The following is a 21,638-nucleotide window of genomic DNA, read 5'->3' as shown; positions in this document are numbered from 1 at the left end:
CCCTCGCCGCCCCTCGTGGGGCAAGTCCTAGGTGGCCTGGGCGGCGCTGATCGCGGTGCGGATCGCCGCCACCGAGCGCTCCAGGGCGGCCTCTTCCCAATCGTTGAGCGAGACAGCGAAGCGTCGCTCGGCACCGCCGCGCCCCAGCAGGGTGGGCATGGAGAACGCCACATCGCCATCGAAACCATACTCGCCACGGGCGGTGGTGCAGGCCGGCACGATCACCTTTTCATCGAGCACAACGTGCCGCGCCATGAGTACCGCGGACTGCGCCACACCGGCATTGGTCCAGCCCTTGGAGTTCAATACCTCGTAGGCGGCCTGGACGGTGTCCTCGGCGAGACGCTCCGGATCGAGGTGCACCCCAGTAAAGGTCTGCTCCAGCTCGGCGACGGACAATCCGCCCACGCTCAGATGCGAGAGCACAGGGAAAGCGGACAGGCCGTGCTCGCCCATCATGTAGCCGCTGACGCTCAGCGGGGACACTCCGAGCTTGTCCGCAACTATTCTGCGTAGTCGCGCCGAGTCAAGCATGGTGCCTGTACCGAAGATCTTGCCGGCGGGGTAGTCGAACTCATTCTCCGCCACGTAAAGAGTGGTGTCCAAGGGATTGGTGATCATAATGACCACCGCATCGCGGGTGTGGTCCACCACCTGTTTCATCACATCGCGGATCACCGCCGCGTTAATGGAGGCGAGCTCGGCACGATCAGGAGTGCTGTTCTCCGCGGAAGGAATGATGGAGGGGCCGGCGGCGCAGATAATGACATCCGCGTCGGCGCAGTCGCTATAGTCTCCAGCACGCACCGCCGTGGAGGTCATGGAACTCAGGGCGGTAGCGTGATGCTGATCTAGGGCCTCGCCGTGGGCCACCCCTTCGGCGATGTCGATCGTCACGATCTCGCCGAAAAGTCCCATTTTCATCGCATCAGCGAGCACATAGCTTCCCACGTGCCCAACTCCGATCACCACGAGCTTATGTGGCGACACCATATGTGTGACCTCGTCTTTCTCTCGACCGTAGTATGTACCGGTTCAAGCTTACGCCCGTAGACTAAGACACCATGACGATCATTGGCATCACAGGCGGCATCGGCTCCGGCAAGTCCACAGCGACGGCGATCCTCAAGGAAAAGGGGGCATTCATTATCGACGCAGACCTCATCGCACGAGAGATCGTCGAACCCGGACAGCCGGCACTCGCGGAACTCGCGGCCGAGTTTGGCGAGGATATTGTGGACGATTCTGGGGTACTACGCAGAAGAGTTCTGGCGCAGCGGGCCTTCGTGGATGAAAAGCGAACCGAGCGCCTCAACGCCATCACTCATCCGCGCATCGCCGAGCGCACCCGCGAACTCTTCGCCGAAGCAGCGGAGAGCGGGGCAGAGGTGATCGTGCACGATTCGGCGCTGCTCATCGAGCTCGGACTCGATCGCGCGGTGGACATCACTGCGGTGGTCTCCGCCCCGGAGGAGCTGCGCCTGCAGCGCCTCGTCGATAAGCGAGGGCTGGATGAAGAGGATGCGCGTCATCGTATTGCGCGGCAGATGGGGGAGCAGGAGCGCTGCGCGGCGGCTGATGTGGTGCTGGATAATTCCGGGACCGTAGACGAGTTAGCCGCCCAGGTTGAGCAGCTCTGGGAGCGGGCCAACACGGGCGGGTAGTCTCGAGGCTATGGCTTTTGCAGCAGAGCACCCAGTGTTGTCCGAGTCCGAGTTTCGCCCCGTAGGCGAAGTGGAACGCTCGAACGGGAAATTCGAGGTGATCTCGGAGTATCAACCGGCCGGCGACCAGCCGCGGGCGATCGAGGAACTCACTGCTCGGATCAATAACAACGAGCGGGACGTGGTGCTCATGGGCGCTACCGGCACCGGTAAATCGGCCACGGCGGCGTGGCTGATCGAGCAGGTGCAGCGCCCCACTTTGGTGATGGCGCCGAATAAGACGCTTGCCGCCCAGCTGGCCAATGAGCTGCGGCAGCTGTTGCCGAATAACGCGGTGGAATACTTCGTCTCCTACTACGACTACTACCAGCCGGAAGCCTATGTGGCGCAGACCGATACCTATATCGAAAAGGACTCCTCCATCAATGACGATGTGGAGCGCCTGCGCCACTCCGCCACCTCGGCGCTGCTCTCGCGACGCGACGTTGTGGTCGTTAGTTCCGTCTCCTGCATTTATGGTCTCGGAACCCCGCAATCCTATCTGGATCGCTCGGTGGTGCTGCGCGTGGGCGAAGAGGTGGAGCGGGATCGCTTCCTGCGGCTGCTGGTAGACATCCAATACGATCGCAACGACGTGGCCTTTGTGCGCGGCGCGTTCCGCGTCAAGGGCGATGTGGTGGATATCATTCCCGCCTATGAGGAGCTCGCGGTGCGGGTGGAGTTCTTTGGCGATGAGATTGATTCCCTCTACTACATTCACCCCGTCACCGGCGATCCGATCCGCCAGGTAGAAGAGCTGCGCATTTTCCCCGCCACCCACTATGTGGCCAGCGAGGAACGCATGGCCAAGGCGGTGGAAGACATTAAGGCCGAGCTGGCAGAGCGCCTCGAGGACCTCGAGAATCGCGGCAAACTGCTCGAAGCGCAGCGGCTGCGGATGCGCACGGAATACGATCTGGAGATGATCCAGCAGGTGGGCTTTTGCTCCGGCATCGAGAACTATTCCCGGCATGTCGATGGCCGGCCCGCAGGCTCGGCTCCGGCCACCCTGATCGACTATTTCCCCGAAGACTTCCTCACCATCATCGACGAGTCCCACGTGACCGTGCCCCAGATCGGCGGCATGTTCGAAGGTGATATGTCGCGCAAACGCAACCTCGTGGACTTCGGTTTCCGCCTGCCCTCGGCGCTGGATAACCGCCCGCTTACCTGGGATGAATTCGACGCCCGCAAGGGCCAATGCGTCTACATGTCCGCCACCCCCGGCCCCTATGAGCTTGCCGCTACCGGCGGCGAGTTCGTGGAGCAGATTATTCGCCCCACCGGGCTGGTGGATCCGAAGGTGGTGGTGAAACCGACCGAGGGACAGATCGACGATCTCATCCACGAGATTCGCCTGCGCACCGAGAAAAACGAGCGCGTGCTGGTGACCACCCTGACCAAGAAGATGGCCGAGGACCTCACCGATTATCTGCTGGAAAATGGGGTGCGGGTGCGCTATCTGCACTCCGATATCGACACGCTGCAGCGCGTGGAGCTGCTGCGCCAACTGCGCACCGGCAACTATGACGTATTGGTCGGCATCAACCTCTTGCGCGAGGGCCTGGATCTGCCGGAGGTGTCGCTGGTGGCGATCCTCGACGCGGACAAGGAAGGCTTCTTGCGCTCGACCACCTCGCTGATCCAGACCATCGGCCGCGCCGCCCGCAATGTCTCTGGCGAGGTGCACATGTACGCCGATAAGGTGACCGAATCCATGGCGGCAGCGATCGACGAAACCGAGCGGCGCCGCGAGAAGCAACTCGCCTATAACCGCGAACACGGCATCGACCCGCAGCCGCTGCGCAAGAAAATCGCCGATATCCTTGACCAGGTCTATGACAACGCCGAAGAGGGCGAGGCGCGCCCCGATGCGGCCGCCGACGCCGCGCTGGTGGATAAACGCGATATCTCCTCCATGCCGCAAGAGGAGCTGCGCAGCCTCATTGACTCGCTCACCGCGGAGATGTCTGCCGCCGCCAAGGAACTCAAATTCGAGCTGGCGGGCCGTTTGCGCGATGAGATCCGCGATCTGAAGAAAGAACTACGCGGTATCACCGAGGCCGGCATCTAGTCTGGCACCGCAGTTCGGTGCCGCGGCTATGCGCTGCGCCTAAGTGCTGCGCCGCTTATCGACGCCGCCCTTTCTTCTCTGCACCATCCCGGCAAGCGGCACCACGACGCTCACCTTGGGGCCGATGCGGACACGTCGGTGGTAACCTAAAGTCCAACAGCAAATACAACCTAGGTATGTGTTAAAGGGGTTCTTTGTCGATGAACGAAAACTACCAGACCATCGTCGTGGGTACCGACGGCTCCAAGTCTTCGCTACTGGCCGTCGAGCGTGCTGCCTCCATTGCCGCGGCGTTCGACGCCACCTTGGTCATCGGTTCCGCCTACTACGAGAGCACGGAGGAAGCCTCCAAGACTCTCCGCCAGGACTCCGTCACCGTTCTCGGTAATGACCCGGCACAGAAGAACCTCGACAGCGCCGCCGAGGTGGCCAAGAAGGTCGGTGCCACCAAGATCGAGACCGCGCTGAAGGCCGGCACCCCGGTGCAAGCACTAATGGGCATCGTTAACGAGTACAAGGCAGATCTGCTCATCGTCGGCAACCGTGGCATCAACTCCCTCACCGGCCGCCTGCTGGGCTCCGTGCCCGCCGATGTGGCCCGCCAGTCTGACTGCGATGTGATGATCGTTCACACCGTCAGCTAAGCGCTCCACCACCTAAGAAGCACCCGCCCCTTCGGGCGGGTGCTTTGTCTACTACGCATCAGAGCTCTGCATAGGCCGCAGCAACGTCGGCGATGCTCGCGCCCACCACCGTCACCGTCTGGGTAGCGCGACTCAACGCCACATAAAGATCATTCAGCCCCCGTGCCGAGGCTGCTGCGATGGCCTCCGGCTCGACCACGATAACGTGGTCAAACTCTAATCCCTTCACCTCATCGACGCTGCGGGCCTCATCCATATCCTGCAGGTCGGCCCGCGTGTCGAGAACCTCCGGGGCGGCGACGACGGCCACCATCCGCTCTGGATGCTCCTCCTTGAGTGCCTCCACAATGCGGGGCACAGAGGTTTCCTTGGGAAGCTGCGTGACTGCGCCATCGACATCACGCACCGACTGCGCGGGCTGTTGCTCTGGGGCAATGAGCGGCAAGAGTGTCTGCGCCAGCTCCATGATCGTCGCCGGAGTACGGTAATTCACAGTCAATTCGTGGTGGCGTACCCGCGAGCCGACGAACTCGGCGAAGGTCTCCGCCCAACTATCCGCGCCAGCGGGGGAGCCAGTTTGGGCGGTATCGCCCACAATGGTCATCCACCGGCTCGGCACCCGGCGAAACACCATCCGCCACTCCATCTCGGAGAGCTCCTGGGCTTCGTCCACCACCACGTGGCCAAAGGCCCAAGTGTGATCAGCACGGGCCTTTTCCGCCGTGGAGCGATTATCACGCACCTGCTGTCGCTGCGCGAGAGTCTCGGCATCGATCACGTCGTGGGCGGAGAGCACCTCGGCATCGAACTCATCGTCCAAGTCCGAGTTGGCGGAGCCGATGAGAATATCCAGCGCATCTTGGGCGTCGTCAATTTGTTGGCGCCACCGCTGCTCGGCCTGCTCCGCCGACTCCTCGGGGTTGTCGATACCGATGATCAGCGAGAGCTCATCCAGGAGTGCGGCATCGGCTGGGGTCCACGCGATCACCGCATCGTCGAGGGCGTTCGGATCATAGCCCGGCCGGAACAATCCTTCGATGGTGGCCTCGTCATAGTCGGCGGCCACTGCGGTGAGACGATCGTGGTCGCAGGTGAGCTCGGCGAGTACCTGCTGGGGGCTCAGCCGCGGCCAGAGAGTGTCGATGATCTCGATAACCTGCGCCTCCTCACTGAGATCATCGTGCAATTGGGCGATATCCGCGGCAGAAAGCAGATTCTCCTGCCCCAAGGGATCGGCGCCGATCACCTCGGCCATGTGCTCGGCCAGCAGCTCGAGCAGTCTATCGGCAAAAATTGGCTGGGCGCGGTTATGCGGCTTGCGCGAGCGTCGGGCGCGGGTGCGCGCCTTTTTCACCATGGCCGGGCTGATCCGCAGCGATACCCCATCCACGGTGAGAGGGATCTCCTCAGCGGGCACCTGCTGATAGGCCTTGACCGCCTCGCGCAGAATATAGGCCATCTCCGAGGAGCCCTTGATCTCCTTAGCCAACAGGGTGTCCTGGCCGGTGGGAGTGACCAGAGGATAGAGCTCACCAATGGTGGAGAGAACCACGCCAGTTTCGCCGAGCTCCGGCAACACCCGAGAAATATAGTCCAAGAAGCGACGGTTCGGCCCCACAATGAGCACGCCGGTCTTGGCCAGTTGTTCGCGCCACGTATAGAGCAGATAGGCCACACGGTGCAACGCCACCGCGGTCTTGCCGGTGCCAGGGCCGCCATCGACCACCATCACGCCGCGGTTGTTATCGCGGATGATGGTGTCTTGTTCCCGCTGGATCGTCTCCACGATGGTGTTCATGTGCCCAGAGCGGGCAGCATTGAGCGCGTGCGCCAGAGCGGCCTCCCCAGCGATATCGGCGGGAGCGTCTCCACCCGATGTGGCTGGGGACTGGCCGAGGAGCCGTTCTTCATCGACAGCGGTGACGGTACGCCCGCGGGTGCGGATATGGCGTCGACGGTGCACCCCCGCTGGGTTGACGGTGGTGGCCAGATAGAAGGGGCGTGCCATGGGGGCGCGCCAATCCAAGAGCAACGATCGGTAATTATCGGCGGCGTCTTGAACCCCCATGCGCCCGATATAGCGGCGATCCACGCGCTGCCCATCGAGCTCGATGGGATCATCAGGATCGGGGTCATCGACGTCAATGCGGCCAAAGACTAAACCGAGTTGAGCGAGCGCAGCACGATCCAGCTTCTCATTGAGGCTGTGGTACTCGGCTTCGCGGCGAATGAGATCATCGGTGTCCGGATCCACTCCCTCGGGGCGCAGCGACACGGCCGCTAGGCGCTCGCGGGCGGCCCGAATGTCCTCGTCGAGATGATCGAAAAGACCATCAACATAGCGCTGCTCGGTAGCGATCACATCAGCGGTCGCCGCGTTATCGCGGGCAGCGTCGGAGTCGGGGAGAGGGCCGTGCGGACTATGCGGCAAGAGAGATCCTTTCTGATCACGTCACACACATCGAATGCAGGATACGAGAAATGACGATCATAAGCGCCAGGTACTACCGCGGGGCGACGCCAGCGGCTGGCAGCATGAGCTACAGCATCGTAGTAGAGCCAACAGCCGAGGCATCGAGTTTGTTCCCACCCGGTACCTCGCAGCGCTGAACCGTACCCCGCCTCGCTCGCGATACGCATAACGCCCCAGCGGCCCCCGCACGGGGACACAACTGGGGCGTCGCTGGATATGGTGGCACTGATACTCAGTGCCGATCTGGCTTAGGCGAAGTCCTTGACCTTCTTGTCCAAGCTCTTCTGTGCCTTGCGCAGGGCCTTGTCGGCGCGCTTCTGCAGCTTCGGAGCGTTCTTGGAGGCATCCTTGCGGGCCTTCTCGGCACGCTTCTGGGCCTGGTCGGCAGCCTTGACCAGCTTCTTCTTAGCGGTCTTGGTGTTGGACTTGGCCAGATTCAACCAGTCGTCCTTGTTGTCGTCCACATAAGACTTAGCCTCGTCGGCGTAGCCGGAGACCTTCTCGGAGGTGCTGGAGAGGAAGTCCTTGGTGGCGGAGTTGACGGCGGAGGCCTGCTCGGCCACGTTCTCCTTGAACTTTTCCGTGTCAGACTTGCCCGGAAGAGCGGACTGGATGGTCTTGTTGGCATCCTTAGCGGCACGGTTAGCGCGCCACTTCAGTCCCGGCTTGCCGGCGGTGTCGGCGGAGGCGATGAACAGCCCGCCCAACAGAGCCACGTCAGTCATAAAGCCACTGCGGCGAGCGGCCTTCTCGTCCTCGTTCTGGGTCTCCCAGAAAGCGTGGCGAGCGAGAATAGTGGGAACAGACAGCAGCGCCAGGGTGCCGGCTGCCAGGCGCGGAGCCTTGCCCAAAGCCAGCAGGGTGCCGGCGCTGGTCTTGGTCACGCCAATGGCCTTGGCCACGGTCTCCGGAGCCTCCGGCAGCTTGCGGCTGTAGTCATTGGGCAGCACCGAGCGCAGACGGTCGAGGATGGTCTTGGTGCCCTCGACATGCTTCTCGGTATTAGTGATGGTGTCCACACCGTCAGCGATGTAGACGGTGGCCACCATGGGGCGAGCGATCTTACGGATCATTCGTTCTTCCAGCTCCTTATATGTTTTCTGGTAGTTCCTAGCCCGTGTCGGACTCGAACTGAAGTTTTACCTCACACCATCCTAGACGAAAAGGAGATAAGGACGAGGCGCGCCGTGTTCTCAGGTAGGTGGAGGAATATCTGGCACGCTGCGTCGATAAGCGTTGTGGTGCCTACCAGCCGCGCTCGCACCACTCGTCGAGATGGGGTGCTTCGGCCCCCACCGTGGTGGAATCTCCATGGCCGGGACGAACGTGCGCCTCGGGCGGGTAGACATCAAAGACGCGTTCCTTGACGTCGGTGATCAGGCGGGCGAAATCCTCTTTAGAGTTGGTCTTTCCCACGCCGCCGGGGAAGAGGCTGTCACCGACGATGAGGTGCGTTTCGCCGTCGATGGTCAATTCCAAGCAGAGACCGCCCGGGGTGTGACCGCGGAGGATGAACACGGGGATCTCGTGGCCGGCGAAGCTGAGGGTATCGCCATGATCCAGCTCCTCGTCCACATCACACGGCAGCGCGGGCGCATCCAGACTCGAAGAGATGTGGCGGGCGCCGGTGCGCTGCAGGATCTCTGGGAGCGCACCCACGTGATCGCCATGGCGGTGGGTGGTGACCACCGTGGTGATCGTGGCCTTGTGCTTGGCGGCGAGCTCCATGAGGGCGTCTGGGTTCGAGGCGGCGTCGATAAGCATCGCCTCATCGCCAGCGACCACAAGGTAGCAGTTGTTATCCATCTCGGATACAGAGAGGGAATCCAAAATTAGTTCGGCACTCATGCGTACTACACTAGATGAGACACAGAGACGGTGGTCGGACGCGGTGGGGAACACTCGACTATGCCGTGGGGCGGTGGGGCAGACGACCGTATCTCCTCCACGGGAATGAATTGTGTATCAGCGGCGTTGAAGTGAGACGATGCCCAGCATCAACACCGATGTCGTGCACTAGGAAAGGTAGTGGAAAGCCTGTGGCTGAACGCCTCATTGTCCGCGGAGCCCGCGAGCACAACCTCAAAGGGGTAGATATTGATATCCCGCGCGACAAGCTCGTGGTCTTCACGGGTTTGTCTGGGTCGGGCAAGTCCTCGCTTGCCTTCGACACCATCTTCGCCGAGGGGCAGCGTCGCTACGTGGAGTCGCTCTCGTCCTATGCGCGCATGTTTTTGGGGCAGATGGACAAGCCCGATGTGGAGATGATCGAGGGACTCTCGCCGGCCGTGTCGATCGATCAGAAGTCCACCAACCGCAACCCGCGCTCCACGGTGGGCACGATTACCGAGGTCTTCGACTATCTCCGCCTGCTCTATGCCCGCGCGGGCACGCCGCACTGCCCGGAATGCGATGCGGTGATCGACCGCCAAACGCCGCAGCAGATCGTGGATCAGGTGCTGGAGATGGAGCAGGGCACCAAGTTCCAGGTGTTGGCGCCGGTGGTGCGCACCCGCAAGGGCGAGTTTGTGGATCTTTTCGCGGATCTCGCTGCCCAGGGCTATGCCCGCGTGATGGTCGATGGCGAGATGCACCAGCTATCCTCGCCGCCCAAGCTGGAGAAGCAGATCAAGCACGATATTGATGTGGTGGTTGATCGTTTGCAGGTGAAGGAATCGCAGAAGCAGCGCCTCACCGACTCCATCGAGACGGCGCTGAACTTGGCCGAGGGGGTAGTGGTCCTTGATTTTGTGGGGCTTGACGACGCCGACCCGCACCGAGTTCGTCGTTTCTCCGAAAAGATGGCCTGCCCCAACGGCCACGACTTTCATCTCGATGAGATGGAACCGCGCGCCTTTTCCTTTAACTCTCCCTATGGCGCCTGTGAGCGCTGCGATGGTCTCGGTTCCCGCCTAGTCGTGGATCCGGAGCTGCTGATCCCGGATGTCGATGCCAAGGTGGTGGATGCGATCGCCCCCTGGCACTCCTCGCCGAATAAGAAATACTTTGTCAAGCTCGTCGAGGCGCTGGCAGAGGCAATGGATTTCGATGCGCACGCCCCCTATTCCTCGCTGACGAAGAAGCAGCAAAAGGCACTCGTGCACGGCTCGAGTACCGAGGTGCGGGTGCGCTATAAGAATCGATACGGTCGCCGCCGCGACTGGACCGCCCCCTTCGAGGGCGCGATCGCATTCGTGGAGCGCAAGATCGAGCAAACCGATTCTGAGCACCAGAAGGAACGCTTCCGCGGCTATATGCGCGAGGTGCCCTGCCCCGCGTGCCAGGGCTCGCGGCTCAAGCCCGAAATCCTCTCCGTGCGTCTCGCCTCGGAGGGCCACGGCGAGCAATCCATTGCTGGGGTATCGGCGCTATCGGTCGAGGATGCCCGCGCCTTCCTCGACAATCTCACCCTGAATAAACGCGAGGAAATGATCGCAGGCGCAGTGCTGCGAGAGGTACAAGCACGCCTGCGCTTCCTGCTGGATGTGGGGCTGAACTATCTCACCCTCGACCGCGCTGCCGGCACACTCTCCGGCGGGGAGGCGCAGCGTATTCGCCTGGCCACCCAGATCGGATCGGGCTTGGCGGGAGTGCTCTACGTGCTGGACGAGCCCTCCATTGGTTTGCACCAGCGCGATAACCAGCGCCTGATCGCCACCTTGGAGCGGCTGCGCGATCTCGGCAACACCCTCATCGTGGTCGAGCATGACGAAGACACCATCAAGGCGGCTGACTGGCTGGTGGATATCGGACCGCGCGCCGGTGAATACGGCGGCGAGATCGTCTACCAAGGTGAGCCGGCGGGAATACTCAACGCCGCCGATTCTCTAACCGGCGATTATCTCTCCGGGGCGAGGGTGCTGGGAGTGCCGGAACACCGCCGCCCGATTGACCCAGAACGCTGCCTCAAGGTGGTAGGTGCGCGGGAAAATAACCTGAAGAACGTGGATGTGACCATCCCGCTCGGGGTGCTTACCTGTGTCACTGGTGTCTCCGGATCGGGTAAATCCACGCTGATTAACCAGATCGTGTCCAAGGTATTGAGCAATGAGCTCAACCGCGCTCGGCTCGTGCCCGGGCGAGCCAAGCGCGTGGAAGGCATCGAGCACCTCGATAAGTTGGTGCAGGTGGATCAGTCTCCGATTGGTCGCACCCCGCGCTCGAACCCGGCGACCTATACCGGTGTATTCGATAAGATTCGTACTCTCTTCGCCGAGACCAGCGAGTCCAAGGTGCGCGGCTATAAGGCGGGGCGCTTCTCCTTCAACGTCAAGGGCGGTCGTTGCGAGGCCTGCAAGGGTGATGGCACCTTGAAGATCGAGATGAACTTCCTGCCGGATGTCTATGTGCCCTGCGAGGTGTGCCACGGGGCGCGCTACAATCGCGAAACCCTCGAGGTGCGCTACAAGGGCAAAAACATCTCCGAGGTATTGGACATGCCCATTGCAGAGGCGGCGGAGTTTTTCCAGCCGATCACCTCGATCCACCGCTATCTCAATACGCTCACTGAGGTGGGCTTGGGCTATGTGCGGCTGGGTCAATCGGCCACCACGCTCTCGGGTGGCGAGGCGCAGCGCGTGAAACTCGCCGCAGAGCTGCAGAAGCGCTCCAATGGCCGCACCATCTATATCCTCGACGAGCCCACCACCGGCCTGCACTTCGAGGACATCCGCAAGCTCATGCTGGTGATCCAAGGCCTAGTGGATAAGGGCAACTCGGTGGTGATCATCGAGCACAACCTCGATGTGATCAAGGCTGCCGACTGGATTATTGACATGGGGCCCGAAGGCGGCGACGGCGGCGGCCAGGTGGTAGCCGAAGGCACACCCGAGGATGTCGCCCAGGTCTCCGGCTCCTATACCGGTCAATTCCTCCAGCCCTTGCTGGCCACGGTCTAAGCCGCAGCCAGCGCCGCCATAGTTGGAATACCCCTAGCGGCCCGCGCCTGGATCGGGATGCTGGGGACGGGTATCCGTTGCGGCCATCGCTGGCTGCGCTGCGGCAGGGCCCTGGGCCTGGTGCGGCGCCGCGACCGTGCCCGTCGTATCAGTTGCGGAGGGGCTGATCGTGCGGGAGCGAATGATCGCCACCACGAGGAGAACGAGGCCGCAGCCGAGGAAGGTGATCGTGCGTGCCACAGAGTCGAGAGTGGTGAGATCAAAGAAGACCACCTTGACCGTAGCGGCAAGGGCCAGCAATAGCCCGACGGGAAACTCATAGTCGCGGGCGATGGGGGTCTTGCCCAGAATGATGAGTGCCGATGCCACCATCCAGCACACCGATGCCACGGCATGCGAGGTGAAGAATGCGGCAGAGATCATGCTTGGGGCAAGCGTCGCGGTGGCGCGGGTGACGGCGAGAACAATGAGCGTGAGCGATAGAGAAAGCGTCAGCACCCCGCCCAGCACATAAGACCGTGTCGATAGCCCCCGCAGAAGTGAGGGCACATGGAAGGCGCCCAGCACCCCGAGTGTGGTGAGCACGACGAACAGCGGCGGCTGCTCGCCGAGGCGAGTATAAGCAGTGCCCAGGAGGGTCATCACGGTCAGTGTCTGAGACAGCATGATCAGCTGGATGGCGATGAGCCACCCCACCCATAGCTGCGCCCTGCCGGAAGCAGACATCGGCACTAGCGTGGCGACGCGGACGGCTGCCCACACCAAGATCATGGATACGGCGAGAAAGACCAGACCAAACAATTCAGCATGAGCAGCGGAGAAATCAGCGGCGAACCAGGCCACTACCGCTGCCAGCGGCAGCAGGAGCTGGAATAGGGCATAGTAGCCGCGGGCGAAGAGCAGCGCGGCTTCGTTGAGCGAATAGCTTCTGCGATGACCCTGAGCATGCTGCCGCGGGGCGGGAGGCAGCGGAGCCAGCAGCCCCCAGCCGCCGCCGAGATCGCCGGTGTTCGTCGTTATGCTGCCGAGGCCGTGTGCTGTGTATGCCGCGTAGCCGCTCACGATGGCCACGGGGAGAATGAGCAGAAGGGGATAGAGGGCGGGGGAGTTGCCCGCAATAGTGAGACCCACGAGGAGCACCACGAGCAGATGCGAGAGTACAGAGCGGCGAAGCTGCTCGGCGGCTGCGGCGTCCGCGCGTTCTCCCTGCTGGGTTGCGGTTTGTGCGAGGTGGCGGGCGGCGTGAATACCCGCGAGGCATAGCCACGCGTAGGCGGCCGCCGTATAGAGCAGAAGAACACCGGGTCCGAACCCGCGCTCGTCCATCAACAGCAGCACGGCGTTGAGGTCTGCGTAGATGCCGAACATGCCTATCAGCGCGCTGGCGACGCGCGCCTTCGACCACCCGCGCAGCCAGGCGACGCCGTAGACCATCACGGCAAGCAGGAGGACGGGCACGAAGATACTGTCGCCGGAGGAGACCCCCTCGGAGGCGAGGAAAATGAGACATAGAGCAGAGACCGTGGACAAAAGAACCACGGCGAGTTCGGTACGCATCCAGTGGCTCAACCACACATATGCTGCGCTGAGCAAGAGAATCAGAACTGCCGCGAGGTAGCTGGGCATCCAGCCCAAAGGCGAGTAGAGCGCCAGGGTGGTCACACAGGCGGTGCCAGCGGAGGTCGCCACCAGCGCCGTGACGGCGCCTGTGGCGGTGCTGGTGCTGCGATAGTGGCGCACAGCGATAAAAAGCATCACTGCGGCTAGGAGATATGCCGTCGCCACCCGCGCCCCAGGGCCAAACCAGCCATTCGAGATCGCGATATTAACCAAAAAGCCGACGCCGAACAGGGTGAGGATACCGCCGCCGGCGGCGATGACGCGCAGCGTTGATACCTCATCGCGCCACCACTGTCTCCGTGCTGTGTGCTCCGGCTGGCCGCTGCTATAAGGCGTGTGGCCTGGGTGCGGGCCCATGGGCGCGCCCTGCCGCGGTCCCTGGCCCTGCGCCGGATAGCCCGCCGGTACTGGGGAGCCGTATCCCGGTGGTGGCGGGGGATAGGGCGGCTGCCCGCCAGGCTGCGGATAGCCATAGCCATAAGGCTGCGGACTAGGCGCGGTCTGTGCCTGCGGGCTCGGCTGATTCCAGTTCTGTGGTGCACCCGCAGGGGGCTGGCCACCGAGAAGAGAGCGCGGGCGATACTCCGCCCCAGAGTCAAGCGAGCTCCGAATAACCGAGACTGCCTGCTGCATGGAGTTAGCGGCGCGAGATAACTGGTCTAAGGCTAGGTAGAGCTGTTCTCGCTCACTATCCGTTGTCTGCGACTGTGACGGCGGCTTATTCGGAGGTTGCTCCTGAGGTGGTTGCCCGTGGGGTGGCTGCTGAGGACGAGGAGAAGGATAAGAATTTTCTTCCATAAAACCTAGATTAAGCCAGCCGTGAAACCGTCGCTCGGCGAGACAATCAAGGGTGTACTACATGTGCACGAAGTCCAGCTAGACTGCTCTACGGGTGCTCCTCGAACGGGGTATCTGGGTGGGTGTCTTCCCGCCGCTGGAGTGTGCCGGCGCAGCGCTGGGCGGAGTCGTACGCGGAGGGGATTTGTTCTCGGCGCAGTGAGCTGTTAAGGTGTGGAGCACTACCGCTTACAGTCGTGTATTACGGCTGTTGTGGATTAATCAAAGTGGAGATCCCTCCCACCCGAGGCCCGCATATGCGAGGATCAGGGTTTGCATCACGCCACAGCGGGCGAGCACTGTGTGTTCGCCAGTGAGGTGTGTTGAGTGGATCTCCCGCTCTTCTCGCAGGATACTGCCGAGAAGGACGGGAGTTTTCTTATTTCCGCTCCGCGTGTGTTGTCACACCGCAGGTGCGGGAAGGTTCGGGGATCATTGCGCGAGATATCGATTAAGCGGTCAGTTACGCGCCGCGCCGGCTAAGGCGGGGCGTGAAAGAACAAGAGTCACGTTATTTTCGTCGATCTGAGGAGTCCCCATCAGCGCTGAAGCTCGCATTAATGAGCGAATCCGAGTACCGGAGGTCCGACTTGTTGGCCCCGGTGGTGAACAAGTAGGAATCGTCCGTATTGAGGACGCTCGTAAGCTTGCCTACGACGCAGACCTCGACCTCGTTGAGGTTGCACCTAAGGCCAAGCCGCCGGTGTGCAAGATCATGGATTACGGCAAGTACAAGTACGAACTGGCCCAAAAGGCCCGTGAGTCCCGCCGTAACCAGCAGCAGACGGTGGTCAAGGAGCAGAAGTTCCGTCCGAAGATCGACGACCACGACTACGAAACTAAAAAGAATAACGTCGTTCGATTCTTGGAAAAGGGTTCCAAGGTCAAGGTGACGATCATGTTCCGCGGCCGCGAGCAGTCGCGACCGGAACTGGGTTTCCGTCTGCTGGAGCGTCTTGCAGAAGACGTCGACGGCATCGGAATCGTCGAGGCCCGTCCCAAGCAGGACGGCCGCAACATGACCATGGTTCTCGGCCCTGTACGCAAGGGCAAGAAGTAACTAGACAGAAACTTTTTACAGGGTTCTAAGGAAGAAGACTTATGAAGCAGAAGACCCACAAGGGTATGGCTAAGCGCGTGAAGATCACCGGCAAGGGCAAGCTCCGTCGCGAGCAGGCCGGCCGCCGCCACCTGTTGGAGGGTAAGCCTTCCACTCGTACCCGCCGTCTGAAGGGCACCACCGACGTTGCCAAGTCGGACGTCAAGCGCGTCAAGCGCATGCTGGGCAAGGCTTAAGAGCCTCACCCACCCGCATCCCTTCATTCACCAACACTTTTAATTGATCAGTTAAGGAAGTATCACTGTGGCACGTGTCAAGCGCTCAGTAAACGCTAAGAAGAAGCGTCGCAAGATTCTGAATTCCGCTAAGGGCTACCGCGGCCAGCGTTCCCGCCTCTACCGTAAGGCCAAGGAACAGTGGCTGCACTCCATGACCTACGCTTACCGCGATCGTCGCACCAAGAAGCGTGAGTTCCGTCGCCTGTGGATCACTCGTATCAACGCGGCAGCGCGCCTGAACGACATCACCTACAACCGTCTGATCCAGGGCCTGCGCCTGGCCAACATTGAGGTTGACCGCAAGATTCTTGCTGAGCTCGCCGTGAACGACTTCGCTGCATTCTCCGCTATCTGCGACGCAGCCAAGGCCGCTCTTCCGGAGGACGTCAACGCCCCGAAGAACGCTGCCTAATCGCTCAAGCAGCAGGTGCTGCCTTGTAGAAGGGCAGCGACCGCAGCACTATCCACCCCGCACCATCTCTGGTGCTGGGTGGTTGTCTGCGTTATGGGCCCGACCGAGCACCAAGGACACTATCTCCGCACCACGTGTCGAACGCATAAGCGATGCCACGCCGGCAGGTGTCCGGGGCGTTGTCTAGTGTGAGTTACGCGTTGATTGTGCAGGATAACAACGCATATAGGCATAGTATCCGGCGCGATCGTGTCGAGTGTTGGCAATGCTTATCGACGCCGTTCGCCCAGATTACCCTCACTTTCGTGGTCATGGCTGCGAAGGCCGAGGCGACATGGTTAGATTGAACGAATCATCGGCACGGACCGAGCCGGTGCGCACCACCCAGTGGACGCCTCGAGCTAGGTGCCGGTGAACAGAACTAAAGGTAAGAGAAAGGTGGCTTAACGAAGGCCATGGCTGAAATCGAGTACGACAAGGACGGTTTGCCCGTGGAGAAGAACCGTCCCGTTTATGATTTCCCGAACCACGCGCAGAATCCCCAGGGCTACGGCCAGACTCCCCAGGGCTATGGCCAGAACCCCCAGGGCTATGGCCAGCAGGTTCCGGCACAGCAGTACGGCCAGCAGGTTCCGGCACAGCAGTACGGCATGGCTGGGAACTATCCCCAGACCATGGCACCGGTGCAGCAAAAGTCCAAAATTCTCGCCGCGGTGCTCGCGTTCTTCCTCGGAACCTTCGGCGTGCACAACTTCTACCTCGGCCGGAATGGCCGCGGCGCAGCCCAGCTGGTGTGCACCATCTTCGGCTACCTGGGTCTGCTGTTGATCATCGGCGCATTCGTCCTTATCGCCGTGGGAATCTGGGCTTTTGTCGAGTTCATCATGATCCTGGCAGGCATGGGCGGCTATGACCGCGACGCTAATGGAGTGCCGCTGAGCTAGCGCCAGTGAGCAACCGCGGCGGTGCTGCTAGCCTAGGGCCATGCACCTAGACTTCAGCGATGCCTTTACCGAACGCACCCCGCGCGTGGTGGCCGCCGCCAAATTGCTCCGCCCAGCTGGGCGCAAAAAGGCCCAGCGATTCCTCGCGGAAGGCGAAAACGCGGTGGAAGCGGCAGTGCGCCGCGGAGTAGCCACCGATATTTTCGTGACGGAATCCGCGAACGCCCGCCACGCCGGCATCGTCAATACCGCCGCATCCTTGGGCGTATACGTCCACCCCGTGACCGACCGTGCTGCCAAAAAGCTGGCAGACACCGTCTCGGGCACGGGGATCATTGCTGTGTGCACCCCGATCGTCACCCGCGTCGATGCCTTTTCCGAGGCGCCCGCGCCTACGTTGGTGAGTATTCCCGTGGACACCTCAGAGCCGGGTAATGCGGGAACACTGATCCGTGTCGCCGATGCGACCGGCGCCGATCATGTGCTCTTCGCTGGGGACACCGTAGACCCGCTCAACCCAAAGGTGGTGCGCTCCTCGGCCGGTTCGCTGTTTAACGTGCCCGTGACCCGCGAACCCAATATCCCGAAGGTTCTCGACGCCGTCCGGGAGAAGGGGCTACAGATCGTGGCCACCACCGCCGAAGGCGAGACCAGCTTGGATGATGCCCAAGAGGTTCTCGCACAGCCCACCGCCTGGCTCTTTGGTAATGAGGCGCATGGCTTGCACGAGAAGCTGATCGAGCAGGCCGATGTGCGCATCCGCATCCCGCTGCGGGGCCGCGCAGAGTCCTTGAACCTCGCCACCGCCGCAGCGATCTGCATGTACGAGTCCTCGAAGGCCCTGAACTCCTAGCGAGCTCATGCTCCCGATCCGGCGTCCTGCGCCGGTGAGGGCGCGAACCTAGGCGCGGGCGCATGAGTCGATACGGCGGGTGCTGTTCCACCCCCTGTGCTGTGCAGGCAACAGGCAGAGCAGTAAACTGCTACCCACTACAATGCCCACAGAATGTGTACTGCCGCGCAGAAAGGTTCGGACGAAGAGACGGTGTCTGAGATTCAACTGACCGAAGAGAGCTTAAACAAGGCCGCCACCGAGGCCATCGACGCTTTTGATACCGCCTCCTCGCTGGAGGAGCTGCAGGCGGCCCGCAAGGCACACCTAGGTGATCAAGCCCCCATTCCCCAGGCCCGCCGCAGCCTCGGCCAGGTGCCTAAGGAGCAGCGCAAAGAGCTGGGGCGCCTGGTGAATATGGCGCGTGGTCGCGTCGAAAAGCACTATGCGCAGACGCATACCGTGTTGGAGGAGAAGCACAACCGCGAGGTACTGGAATCCGAGCGCGTCGATGTCACGGTGCCCACCACCCGCAGTCAAAAGGGGGCGCTGCACCCGATCACCACGCTGAGCGAGAATATCGCCGATATTTTCATCGGCATGGGCTGGGAAATCGCCGAGGGTCCCGAGGTGGAGGCCGAGTACTTCAACTTCGATGCCCTGAACTTCCTCCCGGACCACCCCGCGCGCACCCTGCAGGACACCTTCCATATTGCTCCGGAAGGCTCGCGCCAAGTGCTGCGCACCCATACCTCGCCGGTGCAGGTGCGCACCCTTTTGTCGCGCGATCTGCCGCTGTATATCGCTTGCCCAGGGCGGGTGTTCCGCACTGATGAGCTCGACGCCACCCACACCCCGGTATTCCACCAAGTGGAGGGGTTGGCCGTGGATAAGGGCCTGACCATGGCGCACCTGCGGGGCACGCTCGATCATTTGGCTAAGACCCTCTTCGGCCCGGAGACCCGCACTCGTATGCGCACCAATTACTTCCCCTTCACCGAGCCCTCGGCAGAGGTGGACGTGTGGTTCCCGAATAAGAAGGGCGGCGCCGGCTGGATCGAGTGGGGCGGTTGCGGCATGGTGAACCCGAATGTGCTGATCGCCGCCGGTATTGATCCGAAGGAATACACCGGATTCGCCTTCGGCATGGGGCTGGAGCGCACCCTGCAATTCCGCAATGGACTCTCCGATATGCGCGATATGGTCGAGGGCGATGTGCGCTTCACCTTGCCCTTCGGAGTGCAGGCATAGAAATCACGCGAGCGGCGCAGTGCTGTGCCGCACCGTGATGTACGCAGCAGAGTTAAGAAGGAAAAAGAGCTAAGACACAATGTTCATTTCTCAGAACTGGATCACCCGACTCCTCCGCGCCTATGCCGAGCAGCCCGATTTCAGCATCGACTCCGAGCAGCTCGACGCCGCCTTCGTGCGGGTCGGCTTCGAAACCGAGGGCTATGCGCCGCTGCCGGAGATCACCGGCCCGCTCGTGATCGGCCGGGTGGACAGCATTGAAGAACTCACCGGTTTTAAAAAGCCCATCCGCTTCTGCCATGTCAATGTTGGCGAGGCCAATGGCACCGGCGAGCTCCAAGAGATTGTTTGCGGCGCCCGAAACTTCTCCGAGGGCTCCTATGTAGTGGTCTCCCTGCCGGGTACCGTGCTGCCCGGTGGTTTCGAGATTTCCGCACGCACTACCTATGACCACACCTCCGCCGGCATGATCTGCTCCGCTATGGAGCTGGGGCTGACCGATAAGCAGAACCCGGGCATCATCACCCTGCCGGAGGGCGTGGCAGAGCCGGGTGCGGACGCCCGCCCGGTGCTCGGCTTAGATGACACCGTCTTCGAAGTGAATATCACCCCGGATCGCGGCTATGCGCTTTCCGCCCGTGGCCTGTCGCGGGAGATCGCCTCGAGCCTGAACATGCCCTTTGTGGACCCCGCGCAGACTCCCGCGGTGGCCGATATTGAGGTCGCCGTTCCCGAGGTTGCCGGCTCGCTGCTCGACGTGGATGTGCACGAGGACACCAAGGCGCGGCGCTTCGGGCTGCGTAAGGTCACGGGCATCGACCCTGCCGTGCCCACGCCCTTCTGGATGCAGCGCGAGCTGATGCTGTGCGGTCAGCGCCCGGTAAACCTCGCCACCGATGTGACGAACTATGTGATGCTGCTGCTCGGCACTCCGATGCACGCTTTCGATGCCTCGCTGATTAGCGGCAACCTCGTGGTCCGCCGCGCCACCGAGGGCGAGACGCTGACCACGCTCGATCACGTGGAGCGCGAGCTGCACCCCGAGGATGTGGTCATCTGTGATGACAACGGCGTGCAGTCCCTGGCCGGCGTGATGGGCGGAAGCTCCTCCGAGGTGAACGAGAACTCGACGGATATCTATCTCGAAGCCGCCATCTGGGATCAGATCACGGTGGCGCGCACCTCCCGCCGACACAAGCTGAGCTCTGAGGCTTCTCGACGCTTCGAGCGCGGCGTCGATCCGCAGCTGGTGGAGGTGGCCCTCGACGTTGCCGCCAGCCTGCTTGCCCGCCTGGGTGGGGGAGAGGTCGCTGAAGAGCGCACCCTCGTGGAGGTCGCCGAGCACGAGCCCGTGACCGTGATGATGGATGTGGATTTCCCCTCCCGCTATGCCGGTGTGCACTACGAAGAGTCCGTGGTGGTGGCACGCTTGGAGGAGGTGGGCTGCCAGGTGGCGCGACAAAACACCACCCTGGCCATCACCCCGCCGAGCTGGCGCCCCGATATCACCATGGATGTCGACCTCGTGGAGGAGATTCTGCGCCTCGAGGGCCTGGAATCGATTCCCTCGATCGTGCCCACCGCTCCTGCCGGTAGGGGTTTGAGCCCCGCGCAGCGCCGCCGCCGCGCCATCGGCCATGCCTTGGCCTATTCCGGCTACGCGGAGATTCTTCCCACCCCCTTCATGGAAACTGCAATCCTCGATCAGTGGGGATTGGACTCCGAGGATGAGCGCCGCAACGTCGTGCACGTACAAAACCCGCTCGAATCGGATCACTCCGTACTCGGTACCACCCTGCTGCCGGCGATGCTCGATGCCGTAAAGCGCAATGTTGCTCGGGGCCACGCCAGCGTGGCGTTGTTCGGCCAAGAGCAGGTGTCCTTCCACCGCGCCGACAGCTCTCCTATGCCCTCTACGGCCCAGCGCCCCAGCGCAGAAGAGATCGAGCAGCTGCTCACCTCCTTGCCCTATCAGCCACTGCACGTGGCCACGGTCGCTTGTGGCAACAAGGTGGCCGAGGGCCCGTGGGGTGCCGGCCGTGCCTACACCTATGCGGATGCCATCGAATCCGCGCGCATCGTCGCCGCTGCCGCGGGCGTGGAGCTGGAATTGGCGAATGCCGAACAGCTGCCCTGGCACCCCGGCCGCTGCGCCGAGCTGCGCGTGGACAACACCGTCGTCGGCTATGCCGGCGAGCTGCACCCGCAGGTGTGCAAGGACACCGGGCTGCCGCCACGTACCTGCGCCATGGAGCTGGATGTCACCGCCTTGCCGCTGGAGGAAAACTTCCCCGCGCCCGTCCTCTCTGCCTACCCGGCGCTGCTGCAGGATGTGGCACTCGTGGTGGATGAGGATATCCCCGCAGAGACCGTACGCACCGTGGTGGCCCAGGGCGCGGGAGAGCTACTCGAGCATGTCGAACTCTTCGATATCTACCGCTCCGAGGCCCTCGGCGAGAACAAGAAGTCCCTCGCCTTCGCGCTGCGTTTCCGCGCCGCGGATCGCACCCTCACCGACGAGGAGTGCAACGCCGCACGCATGGCAGCCGTGGATCTAGCCAAGGAAAAGCTCGACGCCACCATCCGCGCCTAGCAGCGCACCTGCGGGGCTC

At 62.2% G+C, this 21,638-nt stretch carries 16 protein-coding genes; 11 read left to right on the top strand and 5 right to left on the bottom strand.

Annotation, left to right across the window (positions count from 1 at the left end; genetic code table 11):
- Positions 1 to 27: 27 nt before the first annotated feature.
- Positions 28 to 993 (bottom strand): L-lactate dehydrogenase, encoded by a 966-nt coding sequence (locus KR227_RS03210; RefSeq protein WP_218363703.1) that lies wholly within the window; start codon positions 991 to 993, stop codon positions 28 to 30.
- Between the two features lie 71 nt (positions 994 to 1,064).
- Between KR227_RS03210 and coaE the strand changes: the two genes are divergently transcribed.
- The 3 genes from coaE (at position 1,065) to KR227_RS03195 (ending at position 4,421) form a co-directional block, all read left to right on the top strand.
- Positions 1,065 to 1,664 (top strand): dephospho-CoA kinase, encoded by a 600-nt coding sequence (gene coaE, locus KR227_RS03205; protein ID WP_218363702.1) that lies wholly within the window; start codon positions 1,065 to 1,067, stop codon positions 1,662 to 1,664.
- A gap of 10 nt (positions 1,665 to 1,674) precedes the next feature.
- Positions 1,675 to 3,777 (top strand): excinuclease ABC subunit UvrB, encoded by a 2,103-nt coding sequence (gene uvrB / locus KR227_RS03200; RefSeq protein ID WP_218363701.1) that lies wholly within the window; start codon positions 1,675 to 1,677, stop codon positions 3,775 to 3,777.
- 200 nt (positions 3,778 to 3,977) lie between these two features.
- On the top strand, positions 3,978 to 4,421 hold the full coding sequence (locus KR227_RS03195; protein WP_151530266.1) for a universal stress protein: 444 nt from the start codon (positions 3,978 to 3,980) through the stop codon (positions 4,419 to 4,421).
- A gap of 58 nt (positions 4,422 to 4,479) precedes the next feature.
- Here KR227_RS03195 and KR227_RS03190 read toward each other — a convergent pair whose 3' ends face one another.
- The 3 genes from KR227_RS03190 to KR227_RS03180 form a co-directional block, all read right to left on the bottom strand.
- Positions 4,480 to 6,852 carry an AAA family ATPase gene (locus KR227_RS03190; protein WP_218363700.1) on the bottom strand — a complete coding sequence of 791 codons (2,373 nt, stop codon included), beginning with the start codon at positions 6,850 to 6,852 and terminating at the stop codon, positions 4,480 to 4,482.
- Positions 6,853 to 7,142: 290 nt separating this feature from the next.
- Entirely contained in the window at positions 7,143 to 7,967 is an 825-nt protein-coding gene (locus KR227_RS03185) for a DoxX family protein (protein WP_218363699.1), read from the bottom strand.
- A gap of 172 nt (positions 7,968 to 8,139) precedes the next feature.
- Positions 8,140 to 8,742, bottom strand: coding sequence for an MBL fold metallo-hydrolase (locus KR227_RS03180; RefSeq protein WP_218363698.1), 603 nt, complete (start codon positions 8,740 to 8,742; stop codon positions 8,140 to 8,142).
- Between the two features lie 191 nt (positions 8,743 to 8,933).
- Here KR227_RS03180 and uvrA point away from each other — a divergent pair, with 191 nt between their 5' ends.
- Positions 8,934 to 11,792 (top strand): excinuclease ABC subunit UvrA, encoded by a 2,859-nt coding sequence (uvrA, locus tag KR227_RS03175; protein ID WP_218363697.1) that lies wholly within the window; start codon positions 8,934 to 8,936, stop codon positions 11,790 to 11,792.
- A gap of 33 nt (positions 11,793 to 11,825) precedes the next feature.
- On the opposite strand, the gene KR227_RS03170 is transcribed toward uvrA, so the two are convergent.
- Positions 11,826 to 14,045 (bottom strand): DUF2339 domain-containing protein, encoded by a 2,220-nt coding sequence (locus tag KR227_RS03170; RefSeq protein WP_218363696.1) that lies wholly within the window; start codon positions 14,043 to 14,045, stop codon positions 11,826 to 11,828.
- 742 nt (positions 14,046 to 14,787) lie between these two features.
- Between KR227_RS03170 and infC the strand changes: the two genes are divergently transcribed.
- From infC to pheT, 7 genes are all read left to right on the top strand, one after another.
- A complete protein-coding gene (gene infC, locus KR227_RS03165; protein ID WP_151530260.1) occupies positions 14,788 to 15,309 on the top strand; it encodes a translation initiation factor IF-3 in 522 nt (173 codons plus the stop codon).
- A 41-nt stretch (positions 15,310 to 15,350) separates the two neighbouring features.
- Positions 15,351 to 15,545 (top strand): 50S ribosomal protein L35, encoded by a 195-nt coding sequence (gene rpmI / locus KR227_RS03160; protein WP_018019889.1) that lies wholly within the window; start codon positions 15,351 to 15,353, stop codon positions 15,543 to 15,545.
- A gap of 67 nt (positions 15,546 to 15,612) precedes the next feature.
- Complete coding sequence (rplT, locus tag KR227_RS03155) at positions 15,613 to 15,999, top strand: 50S ribosomal protein L20 (protein ID WP_151530259.1); 387 nt, start codon at positions 15,613 to 15,615, stop codon at positions 15,997 to 15,999.
- 455 nt (positions 16,000 to 16,454) lie between these two features.
- The gene (locus KR227_RS10760) at positions 16,455 to 16,943 is read left to right on the top strand and encodes a TM2 domain-containing protein (protein ID WP_255549084.1); all 489 of its coding nucleotides are present in this window, start codon (positions 16,455 to 16,457) and stop codon (positions 16,941 to 16,943) included.
- Between the two features lie 40 nt (positions 16,944 to 16,983).
- Positions 16,984 to 17,796, top strand: a complete 813-nt coding sequence (locus tag KR227_RS03145) for an RNA methyltransferase (RefSeq protein ID WP_218363695.1) — start codon at positions 16,984 to 16,986, stop codon at positions 17,794 to 17,796.
- Between the two features lie 153 nt (positions 17,797 to 17,949).
- Positions 17,950 to 19,026 (top strand): phenylalanine--tRNA ligase subunit alpha, encoded by a 1,077-nt coding sequence (gene pheS / locus KR227_RS03140; protein WP_192796224.1) that lies wholly within the window; start codon positions 17,950 to 17,952, stop codon positions 19,024 to 19,026.
- A 79-nt stretch (positions 19,027 to 19,105) separates the two neighbouring features.
- The gene (gene pheT / locus KR227_RS03135; RefSeq protein WP_218363694.1) at positions 19,106 to 21,619 is read left to right on the top strand and encodes a phenylalanine--tRNA ligase subunit beta; all 2,514 of its coding nucleotides are present in this window, start codon (positions 19,106 to 19,108) and stop codon (positions 21,617 to 21,619) included.
- The last annotated feature ends 19 nt before the right edge of the window (positions 21,620 to 21,638 follow it).

This window comes from Corynebacterium sp. TAE3-ERU30 (assembly GCF_019209925.1).
GTDB classification, from domain to species: Bacteria; Actinomycetota; Actinomycetes; order Mycobacteriales; family Mycobacteriaceae; genus Corynebacterium; species Corynebacterium megadyptis.
The sequence above is the reverse complement of the archived record's forward strand: the minus strand, read 5'-3'. Positions and strand labels throughout refer to the sequence as shown.

Excerpts from the sequence above, each read along its gene's own strand:
- KR227_RS03210 (WP_218363703.1), bottom strand. The coding sequence starts at position 993 with ATGGTGTCGCCACATAAGCTCGTGGTGATCGGAGTTGGGCACGTGGGA.
- coaE (WP_218363702.1), top strand. The coding sequence starts at position 1,065 with ATGACGATCATTGGCATCACAGGCGGCATCGGCTCCGGCAAGTCCACA.
- uvrB (WP_218363701.1), top strand. The coding sequence starts at position 1,675 with ATGGCTTTTGCAGCAGAGCACCCAGTGTTGTCCGAGTCCGAGTTTCGC.
- KR227_RS03195 (WP_151530266.1), top strand. The coding sequence starts at position 3,978 with ATGAACGAAAACTACCAGACCATCGTCGTGGGTACCGACGGCTCCAAG.
- KR227_RS03185 (WP_218363699.1), bottom strand. The coding sequence starts at position 7,967 with ATGATCCGTAAGATCGCTCGCCCCATGGTGGCCACCGTCTACATCGCT.
- KR227_RS03180 (WP_218363698.1), bottom strand. The coding sequence starts at position 8,742 with ATGAGTGCCGAACTAATTTTGGATTCCCTCTCTGTATCCGAGATGGAT.
- KR227_RS03170 (WP_218363696.1), bottom strand. The coding sequence starts at position 14,045 with ATGCAGCAGGCAGTCTCGGTTATTCGGAGCTCGCTTGACTCTGGGGCG.
- rpmI (WP_018019889.1), top strand. The coding sequence starts at position 15,351 with ATGAAGCAGAAGACCCACAAGGGTATGGCTAAGCGCGTGAAGATCACC.
- KR227_RS10760 (WP_255549084.1), top strand. The coding sequence starts at position 16,455 with ATGGCTGAAATCGAGTACGACAAGGACGGTTTGCCCGTGGAGAAGAAC.
- KR227_RS03145 (WP_218363695.1), top strand. The coding sequence starts at position 16,984 with ATGCACCTAGACTTCAGCGATGCCTTTACCGAACGCACCCCGCGCGTG.
- pheS (WP_192796224.1), top strand. The coding sequence starts at position 17,950 with ATGTGTACTGCCGCGCAGAAAGGTTCGGACGAAGAGACGGTGTCTGAG.
- pheT (WP_218363694.1), top strand. The coding sequence starts at position 19,106 with ATGTTCATTTCTCAGAACTGGATCACCCGACTCCTCCGCGCCTATGCC.